Annotated in this window: 20 protein-coding genes; 16 read left to right on the top strand and 4 right to left on the bottom strand. The window is 70.6% G+C overall.

Annotated features, from left to right (window positions below):
• Positions 1-3: 3 nt before the first annotated feature.
• Entirely contained in the window at positions 4-636 is a 633-nt protein-coding gene (gene hisH, locus BKA15_RS02455; protein ID WP_179747936.1) for an imidazole glycerol phosphate synthase subunit HisH, read from the top strand.
• 102 nt (positions 637-738) lie between these two features.
• Here the strand turns inward: hisH and BKA15_RS02450 are convergent, their stop codons facing one another.
• Together BKA15_RS02450 and BKA15_RS02445 are read right to left on the bottom strand one after the other, a co-directional pair.
• Positions 739-939, bottom strand: a complete 201-nt coding sequence (locus BKA15_RS02450; RefSeq protein WP_218871027.1) for a ferredoxin — start codon at positions 937-939, stop codon at positions 739-741.
• 2 nt (positions 940-941) lie between these two features.
• Positions 942-2,147, bottom strand: coding sequence for a cytochrome P450 (locus BKA15_RS02445; RefSeq protein ID WP_179747935.1), 1,206 nt, complete (start codon positions 2,145-2,147; stop codon positions 942-944).
• Between the two features lie 121 nt (positions 2,148-2,268).
• Here BKA15_RS02445 and BKA15_RS02440 point away from each other — a divergent pair, with 121 nt between their 5' ends.
• The 5 genes from BKA15_RS02440 to BKA15_RS02420 all read left to right on the top strand — a co-directional run bounded on the left by BKA15_RS02440 (position 2,269) and on the right by BKA15_RS02420 (position 7,177).
• A complete protein-coding gene (locus BKA15_RS02440; protein WP_179747934.1) occupies positions 2,269-2,880 on the top strand; it encodes an acyl-CoA-like ligand-binding transcription factor in 612 nt (203 codons plus the stop codon).
• Between the two features lie 52 nt (positions 2,881-2,932).
• On the top strand, positions 2,933-3,877 hold the full coding sequence (locus BKA15_RS02435; protein WP_179747933.1) for an HAD-IA family hydrolase: 945 nt from the start codon (positions 2,933-2,935) through the stop codon (positions 3,875-3,877).
• 158 nt (positions 3,878-4,035) lie between these two features.
• Entirely contained in the window at positions 4,036-4,941 is a 906-nt protein-coding gene (locus BKA15_RS02430) for a methyltransferase domain-containing protein (RefSeq protein ID WP_179747932.1), read from the top strand.
• Between the two features lie 125 nt (positions 4,942-5,066).
• Complete coding sequence (locus BKA15_RS02425; protein WP_218871026.1) at positions 5,067-6,353, top strand: DUF6716 putative glycosyltransferase; 1,287 nt, start codon at positions 5,067-5,069, stop codon at positions 6,351-6,353.
• The gene (locus tag BKA15_RS02420) at positions 6,350-7,177 is read left to right on the top strand and encodes a class I SAM-dependent methyltransferase (protein WP_179747931.1); all 828 of its coding nucleotides are present in this window, start codon (positions 6,350-6,352) and stop codon (positions 7,175-7,177) included. The genes BKA15_RS02425 and BKA15_RS02420 overlap by 4 nt, the downstream gene beginning before the upstream one ends.
• 679 nt (positions 7,178-7,856) lie before the next feature.
• Here BKA15_RS02420 and BKA15_RS02415 read toward each other — a convergent pair.
• Complete coding sequence (locus tag BKA15_RS02415) at positions 7,857-9,272, bottom strand: polysialyltransferase family glycosyltransferase (RefSeq protein ID WP_179747930.1); 1,416 nt, start codon at positions 9,270-9,272, stop codon at positions 7,857-7,859.
• On the bottom strand, positions 9,269-10,249 hold the full coding sequence (locus BKA15_RS02410; RefSeq protein ID WP_179747929.1) for a glycosyltransferase family 2 protein: 981 nt from the start codon (positions 10,247-10,249) through the stop codon (positions 9,269-9,271). Before BKA15_RS02410 ends, BKA15_RS02415 begins: the two co-directional genes overlap by 4 nt.
• A 335-nt stretch (positions 10,250-10,584) precedes the next feature.
• Between BKA15_RS02410 and BKA15_RS02405 the strand changes: the two genes are divergently transcribed.
• The 10 genes from BKA15_RS02405 (at position 10,585) to BKA15_RS02360 (ending at position 21,546) form a co-directional block, all read left to right on the top strand.
• Positions 10,585-11,523 (top strand): N-acetylneuraminate synthase family protein, encoded by a 939-nt coding sequence (locus BKA15_RS02405; protein WP_179747928.1) that lies wholly within the window; start codon positions 10,585-10,587, stop codon positions 11,521-11,523.
• 35 nt (positions 11,524-11,558) lie between these two features.
• Complete coding sequence (locus BKA15_RS02400; protein ID WP_179747927.1) at positions 11,559-12,569, top strand: hypothetical protein; 1,011 nt, start codon at positions 11,559-11,561, stop codon at positions 12,567-12,569.
• A 117-nt stretch (positions 12,570-12,686) separates the two neighbouring features.
• Positions 12,687-13,064, top strand: a complete 378-nt coding sequence (locus tag BKA15_RS02395; RefSeq protein ID WP_179747926.1) for a hypothetical protein — start codon at positions 12,687-12,689, stop codon at positions 13,062-13,064.
• Between the two features lie 27 nt (positions 13,065-13,091).
• Entirely contained in the window at positions 13,092-13,733 is a 642-nt protein-coding gene (locus BKA15_RS02390; RefSeq protein WP_179747925.1) for a vWA domain-containing protein, read from the top strand.
• Between the two features lie 556 nt (positions 13,734-14,289).
• Positions 14,290-15,075, top strand: a complete 786-nt coding sequence (gene priA, locus BKA15_RS02385; RefSeq protein ID WP_179747924.1) for a bifunctional 1-(5-phosphoribosyl)-5-((5-phosphoribosylamino)methylideneamino)imidazole-4-carboxamide isomerase/phosphoribosylanthranilate isomerase PriA — start codon at positions 14,290-14,292, stop codon at positions 15,073-15,075.
• Positions 15,072-17,414 carry an HAD-IB family hydrolase gene (locus tag BKA15_RS02380; protein WP_179747923.1) on the top strand — a complete coding sequence of 781 codons (2,343 nt, stop codon included), beginning with the start codon at positions 15,072-15,074 and terminating at the stop codon, positions 17,412-17,414. Before priA ends, BKA15_RS02380 begins: the two co-directional genes overlap by 4 nt.
• Positions 17,415-17,472: 58 nt before the next feature.
• A complete protein-coding gene (locus BKA15_RS02375) occupies positions 17,473-19,002 on the top strand; it encodes a lactate racemase domain-containing protein (protein ID WP_179747922.1) in 1,530 nt (509 codons plus the stop codon).
• Positions 18,999-19,652 carry a hypothetical protein gene (locus BKA15_RS02370; RefSeq protein WP_179747921.1) on the top strand — a complete coding sequence of 218 codons (654 nt, stop codon included), beginning with the start codon at positions 18,999-19,001 and terminating at the stop codon, positions 19,650-19,652. The genes BKA15_RS02375 and BKA15_RS02370 overlap by 4 nt, the downstream gene beginning before the upstream one ends.
• 78 nt (positions 19,653-19,730) lie before the next feature.
• Complete coding sequence (locus tag BKA15_RS36720; protein ID WP_179747920.1) at positions 19,731-20,777, top strand: GNAT family N-acetyltransferase; 1,047 nt, start codon at positions 19,731-19,733, stop codon at positions 20,775-20,777.
• Positions 20,778-20,787: 10 nt separating this feature from the next.
• Entirely contained in the window at positions 20,788-21,546 is a 759-nt protein-coding gene (locus BKA15_RS02360; RefSeq protein ID WP_179747919.1) for a YebC/PmpR family DNA-binding transcriptional regulator, read from the top strand.
• The last annotated feature ends 40 nt before the right edge of the window (positions 21,547-21,586 follow it).

The raw sequence follows: 21,586 nt of genomic DNA, 5'->3' as shown, positions 1-21,586 counted from the left end.
CTCATGAGCGCACCTCGCGTGGTGATCTTGGACTACGGCTCCGGCAACGTCCGGTCCGCCGTCCGGGCCGTCGCCCGGGCCGGCGCCGAGGTCGAGCTGACCGCCGACCGGGACGCGGCCCTGCGTGCGGACGGGCTGGTGGTGCCGGGCGTCGGCGCGTTCGCCGCCTGCATGGACGGGCTGACCGCGATCGGCGGGGGAGACATCATCGCCGAGCGGGTCGCGGCGGGGCGGCCGGTGCTGGCGATCTGCGTCGGGCACCAGGTGCTCTTCACCGACGGCATCGAGCACGGCGAGCAGGCCAAGGGCTGCGGCGTCTGGCCGGGCACGGTCGAACGGCTGCACGCGGTCCGGCTGCCGCACATGGGCTGGAATGTCGTCCAGCCGCCGCCGGGCAGCGCCGCGTTCGCCGGGGTGGAGCGGCAGCGGTTCTACTTCGTCCACTCGTACGGGGTCCGGGCGGACTCCATCCGTCTGCATCCCGAGCTGGCCGACAAGATCACCTGGGCCGACCACGAGGGGGACCGGTTCGTCGCCGCGGTCGAGGACGGCCCGGTCTGGTCCACCCAGTTTCACCCGGAGAAGTCCGGTGACGCCGGCCGGCAGTTGATCGCCAACTGGTTGGGTCGGCTCTGACCGTCCCCGTCCGGCCGGATCGCGCCGCCACCCGCTTTCCGCCGACCGGTCAATTCCGCAGCGACACGCCGCCCAAACGCCTGCTTTTCTGACCGGTCGGCGTTATTCGTGGAGGGAGAGGGCGGCGGAGGGGCAGTAGGCGACGGCCTCGCGGGCGGCCTCTTCCTGGTCCGGGTCCGGCACGTCCTTGATCACCAGGACGGTGCCATCCTCCTCGCTCTGGTCGAACAGCTCCGGTGCGGTGAACGCGCAGTTGCCGGAGCCGACGCAGACGCTGCGGTCGGCGATGATCTTGATCGACATGATCACCACGCTACCGGGAGCCGGTGCACGCCGTAGATCACCATGTCGTGGCGCAGCGGCACCTGGCTCGGATCGACGGCGAGCCGCAGGCCGGGAAACCGAGTCAGCAGCTTGCCGAGGCCGACCACCAGCTCGGTACGGGCCAGTTGCTGGCCGAGGCACTGGTGGATGCCGTGACCGAAGGCGACGTGCCGGACCCGCTCCCGGGTGACGTCGAGCGTGTCCGGGTCGGCGAACTGGTCCGGGTCGCGGTTGGCCTCCGGCAGGTGCATCGCCACCGTCTCGCCGGCCGGGATCACGTGGCCGCCGAGTTCCACGTCCTCCAGCGCCACCCGTACCGCCACGAACTGGACGATGGTGAGGTAGCGCAGCAGTTCCTCGACGGCGCCGGGGATCAGGTCCGGGTCCCGGCGCAGCCGGTCCAGTTGATCTTGGTGCTGCAGCAGCGCGAACGTGCTCAGCCCGATCATGTTGGCCGTCGTCTCGTGGCCGGCGATCAGCAGCAGCTTGCCGATGTTGGCCAGTTCCTCGTCGGTGAAGGCGGTATCGGAGTCGATCAGCCCGCCCAGGATGTCGTCGGCCGGGTGCCGTCGCTTGTGCCGGACCAGGTTGCGCATGAAGTCGTCCAGGCGCTGCCAGAGTTCGCCGGCCTCCTCGACCGGGGTCTCCAGGCTGAGCAGCTTCGCCGTCCACTCCTGGAACCGTCCGCGGTCGGCGTAGTCGACGCCGAGCAGTTCGCAGATCACCAGCGAGGGCACCGGCATGGCGAACTCCGCGACCAGGTCGGCCGGTGCGCCCAGCGCCTCCATCGCGTCAAGGCGTTCGTCGACGTACTCCTCGATCCGGCCGGCCAGCGCCCGCATCCGCCGTACGGTGAACAAGCCGGTGAGCTGCTTGCGGTAGCGGGTGTGGTCCGGCGGGTCCTGCGAGATGAACATGCCGGGCGGGGTCTCCCGGCGGTCCTCCGGGCGGCGGGCCCGGATCGGGGAGTCGGCCTTGGCCCGGTCGGCCGAGAAGCGCGGATCGGCCAGCACCTGGCGCGCCTCCTCGTAGCCGGTGACCAGCCAGCCGCGGCGATCGCCGGCCATCAGGATCGGCCGCACCGGGCCGAGCCAGGCCGGGTCGCGGAGCGCCGGTGGCGGGTCGAAGGGAGTGCTGCGCTGGGTCGGGAGCGGGGTGAGGGTCTCGGTCGCGTACGGCTGCGTCATGGTGCACGTACTCCTTCGGTGGATTCCGCCAGTGCAACCACGATAGGAGCGAATTTTCGCGATCTGCAAAGTTTCTCGGTGTGAATCCGTACACACAGGGCTGCCTTGCTACCGTGAGCTCATGTCCGTTCCCACTGGTCTGCGGGAGCGTAAGAAGCGTGCGACCAGGGTCGCGCTCAGCCGTGCGGCGTTGCGGCTGACCCTCGAACTGGGCTGGGACAGGGTCACCGTCGAGGGGATCGCGGCCGAGGTGGACGTCTCGGCGCGGACGTTCTTCAACTACTTCTCCACCAAGGAGGAGGCGGTGATGGCGGACACCGAGGACCAGCTCGACCGCTTCGTGGCCGCGCTGACCGAGCGCCCGGCCGAAGAGCCGATCCTCGACGCCATCCATCACGCCCTGATGGACACGATGGAATTCGGCGACGACGACGCGCGGGAATGGGTCGCGCAGTTCCGGCTGGCCCGGCGCGAGCCGAGCCTGCTGCCGTACTTCATGGCGCGGGTGCACGAGATGGAACGCCATCTGGTCTCGGCCATCGCCGCCCGGACCGGCACCGACCCGGAACATGATCTCTATCCGGCGCTCGTCGCCACCGCGGCCGGCGGGGCGATCAAGGCGGCGCTGCGGGTCTGGTCCGATCGGCGCAGCCCGCTGCCGCTGGCCGACCTGGTCGCCGACGCCCTGGACCAACTCGGCCGGGGTCTGCCCGAGCCGCATCGGCAGCGCTGAACGAGCGGGGTGGCGGGCGGTTCGTCGGCGGCCGTCGGATAGGTTGGCGCGCATGTCCGAGCGCAGTTTCTCCACGGTGGTGTTCGATCTTGGAGCGGTGGTGCTGGGCTGGGACCCGGTGCCGGCCTTCGCGACCGTACTGCCGGCGGAGGATGTGCCGGCCTTCCTGGACAAGATCGACTTCCGCACCTGGAACCACACCCAGGACGCCGGCCGCCCCTTCGAGGCCGGCGAGGCGCTGCTGGTCGAGCAGCACGGCGCCGAGCACACCGAGGCGATCCAGGCGTACCGGCTCCACTTCCCCAAGACGCTGACCGGGATGATCCCGGGCACCGGCGCCGTGATCGCCGAACTGCAGCGGGCCGGGGTGCGGCTGCTGGCACTGACCAACTGGTCGCACGAGACGTTCCCGCACGCCCGGCGGCGGTTCGGTCTGCTCAACCGATTCGAGGACATCCTGGTCTCCGGTGCCGAGCGGCTGGCCAAGCCGGACCCGGCGATCTTCCGCCTCCTGATCGAGCGGTACGGGCTCGAGGCCGGCCGGACCGTCTTCGTGGACGACGTCGCCGCCAACATCGCCGGCTCGGAAGAGGTCGGGCTGACCGGGATCCAGTTCACCGACGCCGCGGCGCTGCGGGCGCGGCTGGTCGAGCTCGGGCTGCTCGGCCCGTGGCAGCCGGTGCCGGGCCCGGTCTATCACCTGACCGACGCCGAAACCTGGCAGGCGGCCCGGGCGGCGGGGGAGTTCCCGTGGTCCACCCGCGACGTCCCGTACGACAGCGAGGGGTACGTCCACCTCAGTTTCGCGGGCCAGGTCGAGGGCGTACGGAAGCATCTCTACCCCGAGCACGCCGACGCTGACCTGGTGCTGCTCCGGCTCGACCCGGAGCCCGGCGACCCGATCGTCGCTGAGGACCTGGGTGCCGGCGAGCCGTACCCGCATCTCTATGCCCAGCTGCCGCTGGAGCGGGTCCGCCCGGAACCGCTGTCCGGCTGACTTCAGGCTCCTGGTCAACCTGAGGCTGCGCCCGGGCGAACGCCAGGGGGCGACGGGATGAACAGTGGGTGAGGGCTGATCGGGCCGAGCGTCGTTCGCCGGGCGGCCCCTTCGTACCCGTGACATTCTCGGGCGTGCGGAAAACCACCTTGGCTCTGATGGATCACTATCTCGAGCGGCTGGAACTCGGCGGCGACGTGCTGGAGATCGGCGGGCACAACCTGCGGCAGTGCTCGATGAAGCACTTTCCGGAGCCGCGGTACCGGTATCACGACCTCAACCTGGTCGAATCCGACATCCCGAACACGATCATCGCCGACATCACCGACTGCCGCGACCAGATCCCGGACGACTCGTTCGACTTCATCTTCTCCTCCGACGTTTTCGAGCACATCGACCGGCCGTGGCTCGCCGCCGCCGAGATCGCGCGGATCCTCAAGCCGGGCGGCGTCACGGTGCACCACACGTTGTGGTCGTGGCGCAATCACCCGTGCCCGATCGACTACTGGCGCTATTCGCCGGAGTGCCTGGAGTTCCTGTTCCAGGACCTGACCGTGCTGGAGAAGGGGTACGACCTGAGCCAGCGGCGGATCGACCAGCCTGGCCAGTGGCCCAGCGGCAAGGACTCGGTTCCGGTCGATCAGTTCGGCGGCTGGCGGGAGCACTGGTCGGTCTACGTGGTGGCCCGCAAGGGGCCCGGCGAGGACGTTCCGCGCTTCAAGGACGGTGATCATCCGCTGGCCGTGCACCTGCGGAGGGACACACAGGGCGTGGTGACCAGCCCGAAGCTGCTCGGTCAGGAATCGCCGGTGCCGGCGGCGGCCGTGTCGGCGGAGGCGGGCCAGGTGCACCGGCTGGAGGACCTGGTCGAGCGGCTCACCCGCCAGGTCGCCGAACTCGAGGCGCGGGCGCCGGTCGACGTGCCGGCCGAGGCGGCGGTCGGGGCGTCGGTCGAGGCGGCGGTCGCGGGCTCGGCCCGACCCGGCGACGGGCCCGGTTCGCTGTCGCCGCTGCGGGCGCTCGGCCGCAGCGTCGCCGCGCTGGCCGGCAAGGTCCGTCGCTAGGAGGGTGCTGTCGAACGTTCGGGGTGCGTTCGGGCCGGGCCCGCCGGGGCACGGAACTACGCTCCGTTCCGGACACGTTGCCGTCAGTTCACTCGGTGTTCAGCGTCGATCCCTAGTCTCCGCGGGTGCCGAGAAACGCGTTGTTCATCGCCGCCTTCGACTCGCAGCTGAAATGGTGCGGCCGGATCCGCGACGAGTTCGCCGGCCGCGGCTACGAGTGCCGGGTCGTGGTGCCGGACGTACGGTCCGCGCTGTCGGCCCAGCAGATCGCCGATGCGGGCTTCGACCGGGTCGACTCGATGAACTGGTCCAACCTGCTCGACGTCGCGGTGCACAGCGACGTCGTGGTCTGCGGGCTGTCCGGGCCGATCACCAAGGGTTTCAGCGTCGAGTTGGCCGACCGCCGCCGCGCCGCCGGGGTGGTCGGTCCGGTGTTGATCACCGGCTGGGTGGGCGTGATCATCGAGAAGATCACGGCCGGCTACCTGGACCGCTGCGGCTCCGACATCGTCGCGGTCAACTCGGTCGCCGACTTCGATCACTTCAGCACCGTCGGCGACCGGCTCGGACTGCCGGCGGACAACCTGGTACTGACCGGCCTGCCGTTCCTCAGCCCGCGGCCGCAGCCGCAGCGGACCGGGCCGATCCGACGGGTGCTGTTCGCCGACCAGCCGACGGTGCCCGGCCGTGAGGTGGAGCGGCGGTACGTCTACCAGAAGTTGGTCGACTACGCCTACGAACACCCGGACCGCGAGGTGATCTTGAAACCGCGGCACCGGCCGGGTGAGGACACGTTCCACAAGATGCTCTACCACCCGGAAGCCGTGCTGGCCGGGATCGAACAGCCGGCGAACTTCAAGATCGACTACACGCCGATCGGCGAGGTGCTGGACTCGATCGACCTCATGATCACGATGTCGTCGACCGCCTGCCTGGAGGCGCTGGACCGCGGCTGCCGGGTGGCGCTGGTGCTGGACCTCGGCATCCACGAGCGGTACGGCAACCAGGTGTTCCTGGACAGCGGGCTGCTGCGGACGTTCGACGCGATCGGCGCCGACCAGCTGGGCACGCCGGAGCCATCCTTCCTGGACAGCTACTTCTTCGACCGCGACCGTACCTCCACGGCGATCATCGCCGACCGGGCCGACGAGCTGGTCGCCGCCGGCACCCGGCCCTCGCACACCGCCTGGGAGACCGACTACCTGCGCAGCGCGGCGGCGTTCCACCGGGAGACCTCGGCCGGACCGGGCGGCGGCCGGCCGAACGGCCAGCACAGCCTGGTCGCGCTGCGCCGCCGGATGGTCCGGCACGGCCCCGTCAAGGGCGTGCTCGCCCAGGCCTCGGTGTCCCTGCTGCCGCCGATCCTCAACCGCTCACTCCGGAATCTGATCAGGAACGGAAGGACCCTATGAGCAAGCCCATTCGCGGATACTCCGACATCCCAGGCTGGTTCTGGTGGATCGATCGCCAGCTCTTCGCCACCATCCTGGACGCCCAGGCGGACTCGGCGCCGGGCGTGCTCGTCGAGCTGGGCACCTACAAGGGCAAGAGTGCGGTGATCATCGGCAACCACGTCCGGCCGGGCGAGCGGTTCGTCGTGCTGGACCTGTTCGGCCGCACCGAGCTGCTGACCGACACGGCCGCCGACCGGGCCAATCGGACCGAGGCCGAGCGTTCGTACGCGACGCTGGACCGGCTCACCTTCGAGCAGAACTACCTCGCTCTCCATGATCAACTTCCGGAGATCATCGAGGCGCCCAGCACCGCGATCGTGGAGTCGGTGCAGCCGGACACGGTGCGGTTCCTGCACGTCGACGCCTCGCACCTGTATCCGTACGTCCGCGAGGATGCCCGGAACGCGAAGTCGATGCTGCGGTCCGACGGCGTGGTGGTCTTCGACGACTGGCGCGGGGAGCACACGCCGGGCGTCACCGCCGCGGTCTTCGAGTCGGTGTTCGCCGACGGCCTGATCCCGTTCGCGCTGACGCCGACCAAGTTCTACGGCGTCTTCGGCGACCCGGAACCGTACCTCACGGTGGTCCGGGACTTGATCAAGAACGACGACCGGGTCTGGGGTGAGGAGCAGGAGATCCTCGGCCGCCAGGTCCCGCGGCTGAATCTGATCAAGCAGAAGGAAGCCCCGAAGGGCACCATGTCCGACGCCGACATCGACCGGATCAGCGAGCGGTTGATCACGAAGCTCGGCCCGGCCCTGAACGGCCTCCGCGCCACCTGACCCCTTTCGCCGGGCGCTCAACGCGGAAACCTGCGCCGGGTCTGGTCGACCGAAAGTCCCACCTTCCGGGTGCGCCCGGGTCAGGTCCGGTCCGGGGATCACGGCGCCGGTGCCGGTTGCAGGGTCGCGGCCGGTGTGACCCGGTCCGTGGACGTCGGGCGCGGAGGCTGCCGCCCGAACGCGACCGACCCACCGCGGCGTCGCGTTCGTGATGTCACGCACCCTCGGCTGGTCGCCACCTCGAGAAGCCGCGCGCAGCCCGCGCCGGCGATCCGCACGTCAGGTCATGGTCACCGACGCGCGCCAGGAACCTGCGTTCGCCGGCCCCGATCGGTGTTTCCGTCGCTCGCCACCGCGACGACCCTCCACTCCGATGTCGCGATTTCTCTGCACATCGGAGGGTTCAACGTTGGAATCGGCCGGAGCGCTCCGTCAGCAGTGAAATCGCGACAGCTACCGCAGGCGCAAGAACCGCGACCGGCACCTCCGGCGCCACAGCATTGCGCCGAACCGTGACGGTTCCGACCCCGATCCTCGCTGTCGCGGTCGGAACCGTCACACTCGACGTTCTCGGCTCCGGGCTCGGGCTCCGCAGTCCTGCGCCGACCGGTCACTTCTGCAGCGACACGCCGTCAAAGGCGCTGCTTTGGTGACTGGTCGGCGGAGTTTTGGGGTGGGGTCAGGGGGTTGGGACGGGGCGGGGTGCGGGGCGGAGGGTCCGCAGGATCTTCCGCTTGCCGCGGCCGACCATCCGGCTCAGCTTCGGGCCGAGGATCCGGCGGACCGTGCGCCGCAGGGGCGACTGCTTCTTGCGCTGCCGCTTCTTGACGGGCGCAGACGGAAGGCGGCCGGGCAGGTCGAGGATGGTGAGGCGGCGACGCTTGACGTACCCCCGCACCTCCTCCCAGTGCTCGGCCAGCACCCGTTCGGCCGTCGGCCGGAGGTCGGGGTTGCGGACCGACTGCATGCAGTAGCCCACCGTACGGACCAGGTCGTCGGTGGACACCGCCCCGACGGCGGCCGGGGCGAGGGCCGGGCCGGCGGCGAGCTGGTGCAGATCGGGCAGCGTCGCGTGGACCAGGGTGACCGGGATCCGGTTGCTGTTCTCGTACGGCCGGACCCGCTCCAGCGCCAGCTCGGTCCCGATCCGGGCGGTCGGCAGGCCGTAGCAGCTGGCCGCCGTCAGCAGTGCGGTGGAGAAGCAGCCGGCGACCAGGCCGATGCCCGGCTGATCGAACCAGGCCTCGGCCAGGTCGGGCTCGTCGTGCACGGTGAGGTCGACGCCGAGCCGGTCCGCCTCCTCGACCAGCGCCGTGGTGAGCAGGTCGGGCGCACTGGGGTGCGGCTTGAAGACGAGCGTGCTGAAACCGGCGGCGACCGCGCCGGTGACCAGCTCCCGCAGCAGGTCTTGTTCCTCTTCCACGCTGAGGATGCCGATCGCCGACAGATACTGCCCGAGCAGCACCGCCACCGAGCCGGGCTCGGCCGCGGTGATCACCTTCGGCACCTCGATGCCCAGGCTGCCGACGACGGTACGGAACGACGCGGAGTCGATCAGCGCCGGCTTCGCGCCCCACTCGCGGAGCAGCAGCGGCGTCACGCCGGGCACCAGGTCGAGATGGTGCACCCGGTCCACCCGGGAACCGATCTGGGTGTACAGCCCGACCCGGGTCGGGCTGTACGACATCAGGCCGTCGGCGTAGACGTCGATCTGGGCGTCCGGGAACAGCCGGGCGATGGTCAGCGCCGGCGCCGCCTGGATGCTCTCGACAATCAGCCGAAGATCATGATCGACCGCACCCCACTCGTGCGCGACCAGGCGCTGCAACAGCGGCAGCTCGGTGTCCGGCGGACGCCACTCGGACGGATGCAGGGGCGAGATCAGTTCGTTGTAGTCGTACGTCCGGTCGAACAGGCCGGTCAGCTGCTCCATGCCCGCCGAGCCGAGCAGGCCGGGACTGGCCTCCGGGGCGATGCTGTTGTTGGTCGTGACCAGGATCCGCTGGTCGGCGGCGGGCCAGGCCCCGTCGGCCAGGGCGGCGGCGAGCGTGGTCAGCCCGAACGGGGTCGAGGCGACGAAGATCTGGGTGGTCATGCCGCCATCACCTCGGAGATCACCTTCTGGCGACGGGGATCCAGCCCGGCGACCACCTCGGTGAGCTGACGCCGGGGGAGCCGGGCCAGGGCCGCGGCACAGAGCGCGTACAACTCCTCACCGAGCGGCTCCTCGTACGTGTTCAGCCGGCCCAGGTGATGGCAGATCATGCTGCAGTAGCTGCGGATCGCCTTCGGCAGCAGCAACTCCGCATCCTGGTCGGCGGTGACGTCGGCGATGATCTGGTCGAACGCCGTCATGAAGTCGAACTGCCGCCGGTCCGAGATCTTGGTCAGCGAGGTCGACACGTCGCGCCGGTAGAAGACGCCGAGCAGCCCGACCACGGCGAACGACTCGCCCTTCAGGTGCAGCCGCCAGTTCCAGGGCCGGTCCTCGCAGGTCTTCAGCTTCTCGTTGAACCGCAGCAGTCCGCTGTCGGCGAGCCGGCGGTGGAAGATCCCGGCCCAGGCGTTCGGCGCATCGACCGACGTGGTCCGGTCCACCGGCAGGATCGCCTGCCGCGGGTTGGCGACCGCGTTGCGGTGCGGGTGGTTGATCCGGTGCACGGTCCGCTTCCGCCCGACGACGCGTACGTGATCGGTCCGGAGGAAGTCGCAGCCGAGCCGCTCGATCGCGGCGAGCAGCTCGGGGTAGTAGCCGGGACGGACGAAGTCGTCACCGTCCAGGAACGTCAGGTACGTCGCGTCACCGGCATGATCAATTCCCACGTTGCGGGCCGCCGCCAGGCCTACGTTGTCCGGACACTTGATCAACTCCGCGCCGGCGACACGATCAAGTTGTCGCTCGATGATCGACGCGGTCGCGTCGGTCGAGGCGTCGTCAATCAGCAGGAATCTGATCCCTGGGCCGGAATTCCGACGTAAGCTCTGCAGCATCGGCCCGACGTAGGCCTCGATGTTGTGACACGGAATGATCACGCAGAGTCGCGTCGGCTGGCCGCCGTCGGCGCGATGCATCGTCCTCCTCGTTGTCGCAGACTGGTCGGCTGCTGCGGCCGGGGCCACGGCATCGGTCCGTCATCATTCGGGAGCCAGGTGAACACTCGACGGACCACGGGTGAACGGCGGTTGCTGTCATCCGACCGTAACCCCACGCCCCGGCTCCCAGTGAAGCATCGGGCGGCGCACAAGCTCGCGTCGCGCCCACCGGGCCGGCGTCAGTGAGTGTTCGAAGGCGGTTCACCGCCCGTTCACGGTGGTCCCATCGAGTGACACCAGATGTCGTGGTTTGTTCGTTGGACGTTCAATTCGGCGGTGCGATCTCGCCACGTACGGTTCCTAGCTTCACTGTCATGACAGCCAACGTTTCGTTCACCTCGCCGACCCGTTCGATCGGTGATCACGAGGTCGGAATCGATCACCCGGTCTACGTCACCGGGGAGATCGGCATCAACCACAACGGTGATCTCGACAACGCCAAGGCCTTGATCGACATCGCGGCCGACGCCGGCTGCGACGCGGTCAAGTTCCAGAAGCGGACGCCCGAGGTCTGCACCCCGCGGGATCAGTGGGACATCGAGCGGGACACCCCCTGGGGCCGGATGAAGTACATCGACTACCGGCACCGGGTCGAGTTCGGTGTCGAGGAGTACCAGGAGATCGACGCCCACGCCAAGGCGCGCGGGATCCACTGGTTCGCCTCGCCGTGGGACGTCGAGTCGGTCGATTTCCTTGATCAGTTCGACGTGCCAGCACACAAGGTCGCCTCGGCCTCGCTGACCGACGACGAGCTGCTGCGGCGGCTGCGGGCCAGCGGCAAGACGATCATCCTCTCCACCGGCATGTCCACCCCGAAGCAGATCCGGCACGCCGTCGAGGTGCTGGGCAGTGAGAACATCGTGCTGCTGCACGCGACGAGCACGTACCCGGCGAAGGCCGAGGAACTCAACCTGCGGATGATCCACACCCTGCAGTCCGAATTCCCGAACGTCCCGATCGGCTACTCCGGCCACGAGACCGGCCTGCAGACCACGCTGGCCGCCGTCGCGCTGGGCGCCGTCTTCGTGGAGCGGCACATCACGCTCGATCGTGCGATGTGGGGCTCCGACCAGGCCGCGTCCGTCGAGCCGCAGGGCCTGCAGCGGCTGGTCCGCGACATCCGGATCATCTCCGAGTCGCTCGGCGACGGGGTGAAGAAGGTGTACGAGGGCGAACTCGCCGCGATGAAGAAGCTGCGCCGGGTCCCCGGCGTGCTGGCCGAGCAGGAGTCGCCGCAGCTGGTCGGTGCCTGACCGACCGGTCGTTGCTGCGGGGTGAGGAAGGCGGGATGAAGACGCTCGCTCTGGTGGAGAGCCCGGCCCAGTTGCTCAACGTCCTGGAATGGGCCCACCGGCACGACGTACAGCGAGACGACCTGACCACGGTCGTGCTGGCGCCGCGCCCGGAACAGTCGCGGCTGCAACTGCGGCGGATGACGGAGATCGCCCGTAACCTGCGGCACGTCGTCCGGTGGCACGAGCCGCGGCTGGGCGCGGCGTCGACCGCGCGGACCGTGCGGGCGATGGCCGGTGAGCTGATCGGGATCGACCGGCTGGTGATCGGCGACCCGTTCTCGGGCGTGATCCAGGTGGTGCTCGGGGTGACCCGGGTGCCCGAGGTGGTGATCGTCGACGACGGTACGGCCACGATGGAGTTCGCCCGGCTCTGGGCGGCGGGCGAGGAGCTGGTCCGCTGGCACACGACCAAGACCGCGCCGCACCGAAGGCAGATCGCCTCGCTGGCCCGGCGCCGGATGACCGCCGCGACCGGCAGCAAGATCAGCTTGTTCAGCTGCCTGCCGCTGGAGGTCGAGCTGCCGGTGATCAAGAACGACTTCGGCTGGACCCGCAGTCAATACGGGCAGCCGACGGTCAAGATCACCGGCGACCTGGTCGGCACCTCCCTCGTCGAGACCGGGGTGGTGGACGAGGAGGCCTATCTGGCCGGTGTCGCCAGCCTGGCGAAGCGCTACAAGGTGGACCGCTATTTCGCGCACCGCAAGGAAGAGCCGGCGAAGCTGGACCGGATCACTGCGCTCGGCATCCAGGTGGTCCGGCCGGAGCTGCCGATCGAGCTGACCGCGCGGATGGGCCCGATCGGCCGGCACGTGATCAGCTTCCCGTCGACGGTCGTGCACACGCTGCCGGTGGTGCTGGCCGACACCGCGGCGGACCTGGTCGTCTGCGACATCAACCAGGACTGGTACACGACGAAGACCAGTGCGGCCTCGAGCACGTTCCTCAACCACGTGGCGTCGAGCGCACGCCTGACCCACGGGCTGACCGCCGCGGCCTGCTGAAGCCTGGACCCTACGAAGCGCCCCGCGAGCGACCGGCTCGCGGGGCGCTTCGCCGTACCGCAGAAATCTCTGATCCGAACTTCTTGCGTGTCCGCAGATTGTGCGTATGCTCGGAGCATGTCCGAAGACACCACCGTCGACGACGTACGACGAGCCCTCGACGCGGCGGACGGCGCGCCCCCGGAGGAGGCGCTGCCGCACCTGCGCGAGGCCGCCGACCGGCTCACCGAGCTGATCGACGACACACTCGCCGCCGCCGTGCTGAGCGGTCGGTCGAGCCTCCGCGCGGCCGGGGCTAAGGCCGGCCTGTCCGAGAACGCGGTCGGCCCCCGGCTGGCCCGGACCCGGCAGTTGGGGGCGTACGCCGACGAGCGGGGGCGGGTGACCGCCGCCGGGGTGGAACGGGCGAGGTACGACGAGGAGTCGGGCACACCACGCACGACCCCGGAGCGGGCCGCGCCGCTGCGGTTCAAGCCGCGCCGGCCGACCGGCTGAGGAAACGAGGAGAGGGGAATTCAGGAGATGACCGACCACACGCTCACCCAGATCTACGTACTGCTGGACCGCAGCGGCTCGATGCAGTCGATCAAGAACGACGTCGAGGGCGGGTTCGCCGCGTTCATCGAGGAGCAGCGCGCCGGCGAGGGGACCTGTCGGGTCAGCCTGGCCCAGTTCGACGACCGTTACGAAGAGGTCTACACCGACCGCCCCGTCGCCGACGTGCCGCCGCTGGACCTGCAGCCGCGCGGCTCGACCGCCCTGCTGGACGCGATGGGCCGGCTGATCACCGAGGCCGGCGCCCGGCTGGCCGCGCTGCCCGAGGACCAGCGCCCCGGCACCGTCGTCGTCGCGATCATGACCGACGGGATGGAGAACGCCAGCCGCGAGTGGACCCACCCGGCGATCAAGTCACTGGTGGAGCAGCAGACCAAGAGCTACCACTGGCAGTTCCTCTACATGGGGGCCGACCAGGACGCCATCGAGGTCGGCGCCTCGATCGGGATCCAGCGCGACTATGCCGTGACCTACGGCCGCGGCCGGAGCGCGGCGGCGATGGCGACCAACAGCGCCAAGATCGCCGCCATGCGCTCCGCCCGGCTGACCGACCCCGGCGCCGCGATGCCCGCCTTCACCGACGAGGAACGGGCCAACCTGGCCGACTGACGTGTCGCAGCTGGGAGGGGCGGTCGTCGCCATCGTCGTGGCCGTCGCCGGGGCAGTCGTGACGGTGTTCCGGCGACGGGCGGCGCAGTAGGAGTGCTCCCGGGCCTCTGTGGTGTCGAGGTTGGCACCGGGAGTCGTACGACGGGTGAGTTCGGGTCGGTCGCTGTCGCTATTCCTCCACGGACGGAGCACTCCGGGCGATTGCCACGCGGCAGTGCTCGACCTGAGGAGGAATCGCGACACGATCGGTAGTGGTGGTGGGCCGAGGTCACCCCCGGCACCGGCGTGCGCCCCGGCCGCGAGCTCCGCACGATCCGCAGTGGTGGGCAGGCCGAAGTCGCACCCCCGGTACCGGCGTGCGCCCCGGCTACGACTTCCCCGGCGCTCCGCGCACGTGGGATTGCGTCCCTTGCGTCCGCCCCGAGCGCATCGACCGGTCACTTGTGCAGCGACACGCCGCCAGAACGGCTTCTTTTGTGACCGGTCGGCGGATACTGGGTCGGTTCAGGGTGGACGGATTGCTGATCAGGGTGAGCGGGAAGATAGGGTCTGGCGCGTGGATTCTTTGGTGCTGCTACCGGCGGTCGACGTGGCCGGAGGACAGGCCGTGCAACTCGTGCAGGGCAAGGCGGGCACGGAGAAGCGGTTCGGGGAGCCGAAGGCGGCGGCGCGGCGGTGGGCCGAGGCGGGGGCCGAGTGGATCCACCTGGTCGATCTTGACGCGGCGTTCGGCCGCGGCGACAACGCGGCGCTGATCGCCGACGTGATCGCCGGCCTCGCCGATGATCATCCGAACCTGAAGGTCGAGCTGTCCGGCGGGATCCGGGACGACGCGAGCCTGACCCGTGCCCTCTCCACCGGCTGCGCCCGGGTCAACATCGGCACCGCGGCGCTGGAGCGGCCGGACTGGTGCACCGAGATCATCGCCGACCACGGCGAGCAGATCGCGATCGGCCTGGACGTCCGCGGCACCCGGCTGGCCGCGCGCGGCTGGACCGAGGAGGGCGGCGAGCTGTACGAGACGCTGGACCGGCTGAACGCCGCCGGCTGCGCCCGTTACGTGGTCACCGACGTCGCCTCCGACGGCATGCTGGCCGGGCCCAACCTCGACCTGTTGCGGGACGTCTGCTCCCGTACCGAAGCGGCGGTGATCGCCAGCGGCGGCATCTCCAGCCTGGACGACATCACCGCGCTGACCGGACTGGTGTCCGAGGGTGTCGAGGGCGCGATCATCGGCACCGCCCTGTACGTGGGCAACTTCACGCTGCCCGAGGCCCTTCGACAGGCTCAGGGCGCGGAGGGTGCGGCTCAGGGCGCGAGGGCGAGCGGACCGGTTTCATGACCCAGCTCACCGAGACCGCCGCGGGCCCGTCCCCGCTCGGCGGGCTACGGCTGCGGGAGCGGCTGGCCGGCATGACGGTGCTGGTCACCGGCGTCACCGGCTTCATCGGCGAGCACCTGCTCTGGAAGATCCTCACCGAGCTGCCGGACACGAAGGCGGCCGTGCTGGTCCGGCGGAAGCGGTCGGCCAGCGGCCGGGACCGGATCCTGACGCTGCTCAAGAAGAAGATCTTCAGCGACCTGCGCGATGCGGCCGGCGGTGCCGAGGAGTTGCTGGACGCCCGGGTGATCGTCGTCGAGGGCGACCTGCCGAACGTGCCGGAACTGCCGGCCGGCATCGATGTGGTGATCCACTCCGCCGGCGACGTGTCGTTCGACCCTCCGATCGACCAGGCCTTCACGACCAACGTGCTCGGCACGACGGCGCTGATCGACCGGCTGATCGAGGCCAACACCGGTCCCGACGGCACGCTGACCAAACTGCCGCACTACGTGCACATCTCCACCGCCTACACGGCCGGCCGGCGGCGTGGCGTGATCCCGGAGGCGCAGCACGCGCACGACATCGACTACCGGGCCGAGACCGAGGCCGGGCTGGCGATGCGGGATCTGATCGAGGCCGAGTCGCGGACCTCGGACCGGCTGGCCAAGCTGCGCAAGGAGGCCGAGCGGGAGCACCGCGCGGCGGGCTTCCTGACCACCGCGGAGGACACCGAGCGGCGCCGCAAGGAATGGGTCACCGCCGAACTGGTCAAGGCCGGTACGGAGCGGGCCCGTTCGCTGGGCTGGACCGACGTCTACACGTTCACCAAGGCGCTGGGGGAGCGGGCCGTCGCCGATCACGCGGCCGGCATCCGGGTCTCCGTGGTCCGCCCGTCGATCGTCGAGTCGAGTTGGCTGCACCCGTACCCGGGCTGGATCGAGGGCTTCAAGATGGCGGAGCCGCTGATCCTCGCGTACGGCCGCGGCGAGCTGCCCGAGTTCCCGGCCTCACCGGACTCCGTCGTCGACATCGTGCCCTGCGATCACGTGGTCAACGCGATCATCGCGGTCGCCGCGACCGAGCCCGAGGTCGGCGAGCCGGAGTTCTACCACGTCTCGTCCGGCGCCCGGAACGCGCTCACCTTCAAGGACCTGTACGGCCACGTCCGGGCCTACTTCACCGCGCACCCGTTCGTCGGCGGCGCCCGCGGCGCGGCCCACCTGCCGCAGTGGAAGTTCCCGGGCGCGGCGTCGGTGGAGCGGCTGCTGTCCACCTCCGAACGCGCGCACAAGGTCGCCGACCGGGTGCTGTCGCTCGCCCCGCGGTCGAACCGGACCCGGACCATGGCCAAGGGCCTGGACCGGACCCGCGGCCGGCTCGACTTCCTGCGCAAGTACCTGTCGCTCTACAACGAGTACGCCCAGTCCGAGTTGCACTTCGTCGACGACAACACGCTCTCCCTGCACGGTGCGCTGCACGCCGACGACCTGGACTCGTTCGCCTTCGACACGTCGGTGTTCGACTGGACCACGTACCTGGAAGAGGTGCACTGCCCGTCGATCACGGCCCCGGTGCGCCGGATGGACGCGCTGCGCCGCAAGCGCGGCAACCGGGCGACGACGATGCGCGACCTGTCCAAGGACACCGCGGGCTCGTCGGCGCTGGCCGTGTTCGACCTGGACGGCACGATCATGTCGACGAACGTGATCGAGCAGTATCTGTGGACCCGGTTGCCGGAGTTGTCTCGGTCGGCCCAGCTGGCCGAGGTCGGTCGGGTGCTGCGCCGGCTGCCGGCCTACCTGCGTACCGAGCGCCGGGACCGCGGCAGCTTCCTCCGCGCCGTGTACCGCCGCTACGCCGGCGCCGACCTGGCCGCGCTCGAGGAGCACATCGACCACGACCTGGCCCCGCACATCCTGAGCCGGCTCTCGCCCGAGGCGGTACGGCGGGTCCGGGCACACCGGGCCGCCGGGCACACGACGATCCTGATCACCGGCGTGGTGGCGCCGCTGACCCGGCCGCTGCGGCCGCTGTTCGACGAGATCGTCGCCGCCGAGCTGGCCACCGACGCCGACGGCCGCTGCACCGGCTTCCTGACCGGCCCGCCGCTGGTCGGCGAGTCCCGGCCGGCCTGGCTGCGGCACTACGCCGACACGCACGGGATCGACCTGGCCAAGAGCTACGCCTACGCCGACTCCCACTCCGACCTGCCGATGCTGACCGCGGTCGGCAACGCGGTCGCGGTGACACCCGACATCGCGTTGATGCGCGCTGCTGCCGCGAACCAGTGGTCGGTGGTGGAATGGAGGATCAGGCCCGAGAACTCGCGCTGGACGCTGCCCGGGCCACAGCAGTGACGGCTCGCGTACCGCAACCGATCATGGAACAGACGAACTACAGGGGAGAACGTTAGAGATGGCCCGTCCCGGCTTCGTGCTCGAGGTCGACGAACGCACGCCGCCGCTCGTCGTCCACTCCGGCGACACTGTGGTGCGTCAGTTGTTCCCCCTCGGCGCCAAGGTGGTCTACCCACCCGATCCGCTGCCCACCCTGGCCGACGTCCGGGGCGAGGTCGGCCGGACGCTGGACCAGCCGCTCGGCGGTGATCCGCTGGCGGCCCGGCTCCGGCCGGACAGCAGGCTCACCGTCGTCGTCGAGGACCTCAGCGTCCCGGTGCCGTCGATGCCGGATCCCGATGTCCGCGGCGTGATCGTCGAGGAGGTGCTCAGCCGGGCGGCCGACGCCGGCGTCGACGACGTCGAGGTGATCGTCGGCACCGGCCTGCGGCGCCGGCTGACCGGCGCCGAACTGCGCCGCCTGGTCGGCGAGCGGGTGTACCGCTCCTTCGTCGGCGACGGGCTGTTGCGCAACCACGACGCCGAGGACGAGAACCGGCTGACCGCCATCGGATCGGTGTCCGACACGCTGACGGTACGGATCGACCGGCGGGTCGTCGAGTCCGACCTGGTGGTCGTGGTCCGGGTCGCCGGGCAGCCGGCGCCGGCGTTCGACATCCCGGAGGGCAGCCTCGGTCACTGGCTGGCCGCCAGCCTCGGCTCGACCGCGACGATCACCGGCCTGACCGGCCCGGACGGCGAGTCGGTCGCCCGGCTGGTCGGCGGCGCGGTGACCGCGTTCGCCGTCGACGCGGTCCTGGACAACCGCACGTTCGGCGCACCGGTGGAATTTCTCGGCAAGCGCGAGTGGGAATGGAGCCTGCGCGAACAGGCCCGCGCGTACGGGCTCCGGCAGGGACTCTCCCTGGTCCCGGCCAAGCTCCGCCGCAGCCTGGCCGGCAACCTGCCCGGCGGGTACGGCGTGGTGAGCGTGGCCGCCGGCGACCCGGCCCTGGTGGCGGACGCGGCGGCCGAGACCGTACGGGCACAGCAGTTGGTCGAGGTCGGCGGCCAGGCGGACGTCGCCGTGGTCGGCGTGCCCCAGGCCGGACCGGGCAGCCTCGGCTCGGTGACCAACCCGATCCTGGCCGCCTGGTCCGGGCTGGTCGGCACGCTCGGCGCGGCGACCGGCAAGCCGGTGGTCCGCGACGGCGGCGCGGTGATCCTCTACCACCCGGCGCGGAGCGAGTTCTCGCCGCTGCACCACCCGTCCTACGTCGACTTCTTCGACGAGGTGCTGCCGACCGGCGTGACCCCGGAGGCGTTCGGCCGGTTCGCCACCGACGAGTGGTACCGGCACCTGTACCGGACCAGCCACGCGTTCCACGGCGTCCATCCGTTCCTGACCTGGGCCGAGGTGACCGCGGCGACCGCCCGGCTGTCCGACGTGGTCTGGGTCGGCGGCGACCGGAGCACGGTGGCCCGGATGGGCTTCCGGGCCGCATCCAGCCTGGCCGACGCGCTGGAGATGACCGCCGCGTCGGTCGGTTCGGACCCGACGATCAGCTACCTGCACAGTCCGCCGCGGCTTCTCGCGGAGGTCACGTGAACAGCGTCGCCGGGGCCGTCGAGGTCGCCTACCAGACGCTGCTCCGGCCGGCCTTGCGGGCCGGCCTCGCCCTCGAGACGTACGGGTCCGCCGAACTGCGCGACCGGACCGGCCCGCTGGTGTTCCTGGTCGGCGACGGATCCCGGGCGGATCGCCAGCTCGCGGTGGCCGGGCTGCCGCGGTCGCTGCGCCGCCGCACCGTGCCGGTGGCCGACGCCGGCCAGGCGCCCGGGCTGCTGGACCGCGACTGGAACGTCGTCGCGACCGCCGACCAGGCGATCGCCGCGATCGCGGCACGGTTCCGGGTGCCGATCATCCCGGTCGGCGTGCGGGGCAGTGTCGCGGCGATCGAGCCGGGCCGGATCCGTCCGGTCCCGGGCCGGCCCCGCGTCGTCCTCCGGTACGGGACGCCGCTGGAACCGCGGGTCGGCGAGGCGCCCTTGGCGCTGGCCGCTCGGACGGTGGAGGCGATCGACGCCCTGGTCGCCGAGGACGCCGCCACCTGGTGGACCGTACGGCGACGGCAAGCCGACGGGCTTCCCGCCGCCGCCGAGGCACCGGCCGTCCGCGGCTGGCGCCGGACCTGGCAGCAGACCGAGCCGCCGCTGCTCGGCGGTCCGCGCCCGGGCGGGCGGATCTGGCAACGCTGAGCAGAGACCCGGCACGGCCACTCGCCGAAGAGTGCAGCTTCCCGCGTGCCGCCCATCCCCGAGCAGGTAAGGAGCACAGTGGTAGACCAGCCGGCCATCGACGGCCTGACCTGGCAACCCATCACCCCGGCCGACCTGGATGATCTGGGCGCGCTGCTGACCGCGATCGAGCATCTCGACGAGCCGAGCGAGCGGCACAGCATGGACGCCCTCGCGGACGCGTTCGTCGGCGCCGAGACCAGCCCGAGCGCCGACACCCTGCTCGGCCGGGACGGCGGCGACATGGCGGTCGCGTACGCCTGGAATCATCCGGTGGCCACCGACGTCGACCCGCGCCGGGTCTACCTGACCGGCGGCGTGCATCCCGGCTGGCGGAGCCAGACGATCGGCCGGCAGGTGCTCGCCTGGCAACTGGACCGGGCCCGCGAGTGGTACGACGAGACCTACGCGCCGCCGATGGGACCACTGCAGCTGACCGCGTACGTCGACGAGAAGCTGGAGGTGCACCAGCGCCTCTACCGGGCGGCCGGGCTGGAACCGGTGCGCTGGTTCGCCGACATGGGCCTGACGTTCGAGAAGGGACCCGACGGTCGGCCGGTGCCGCCGCCGGCCGGCCCCGCTCCGGACGGGATCCGGCTGGTCCCGTACAGCAAGAAGCTTTCCGAGGCGGTCCGGCTCGCCCACAACGACGCGTTCGCCGACCACTGGGGTTCGCAGCCGGTGGCGCGCGGGCCGTGGGAGGACCAGCTGAGCCGGTCGGTGGCCCGGCCGAGCTGGTCCTGGGTGGCGCTGGACGCGGCGACCAGCGAGGTGGCCGGCTACGCCATCAACTCCGCCTACGAGCAGGACTGGGAGGAGCAGGGCTTCTCGGAGGGCTGGACCGAACGGCTCGGGGTACGGCACGCGTTCCGCGGCCGTGGCATCGCCCGGGCCCTGCTGACCGCCTCGATGACGTCGTTCGCGGAGGCCGGCCTGGACGGCGCCGGGATCGGCGTCGACTCCGACAGCCCGACCGGCAGCATCAACCTGTACCCGGAGCTCGGCTACACGGCGTCCAGCACGATCGTCATGTACGCGAAGCTGGAGCAGCGCGGCCCCGAGCAGCCGACCGCGGATTCGGATTAGGATCGGCTGCATGTCGGGTCATTCCAAGTGGGCAACCACCAAGCACAAGAAGGCCGTGATCGATGCACGGCGGGGCAAGCTGTTCGCCAAGCTGATCAAGAACATCGAGGTGGCGGCCCGGGTCGGCGGCGGTGACCCGGCCGGCAACCCGACGTTGTACGACGCGATCCAGAAGGCCAAGAAGTCGTCGGTGCCGAACGACAACATCGACCGCGCCGTCAAGCGCGGCTCGGGCGCCGAGGGTGGCGGCACGGACTACGAGACGCTGATGTACGAGGCGTACGGTCCGGCCGGCGTGGCGCTGCTGATCGAGTGCCTGACCGACAACCGGAACCGGTCCGCCTCCGACGTCCGGGTCGCGGTCACCCGCAACGGCGGCACCATGGCCGACGTCGGCTCGACCGCCCGGATGTTCAACCGCAAGGGCGTGGTCATCGTCGGCAAGGAGCAGGAGGGCAAGACGCTCTCCGAGGACGACCTGCTGGAGGCGACCCTCGAGGCCGGGCCGGAGGAGGTCAACGACCTCGGCGAGAACTTCGAGATCATCACCGACCCGAACGACCTGGTCCAGGTCCGGACCGCGGTCCAGGAGGCCGGGCTCGACTACGAGTCGGCCGAGGTGTCGTTCGTGCCGTCGTTCACCCAGGAGATCGACGTGCCGACGGCGGAGAAGGTGTTCAAGATCATCGAGGCGCTGGAGGATTCCGACGACGTGCAGAACGTCTACGCGAACTTCGACGCCCCCGACGAAGCCCTCGTCGACGCCTGAACCCCCACCACCTACCGCTGACCGGTCACAAAAGCAGGCG

This window comes from Microlunatus parietis (genome assembly GCF_013407955.1).
In the GTDB taxonomy this organism is placed as follows: domain Bacteria; phylum Actinomycetota; class Actinomycetes; order Propionibacteriales; family Propionibacteriaceae; genus Microlunatus; species Microlunatus parietis.
This window is presented reverse-complemented; position numbering and strand designations above follow the sequence as displayed.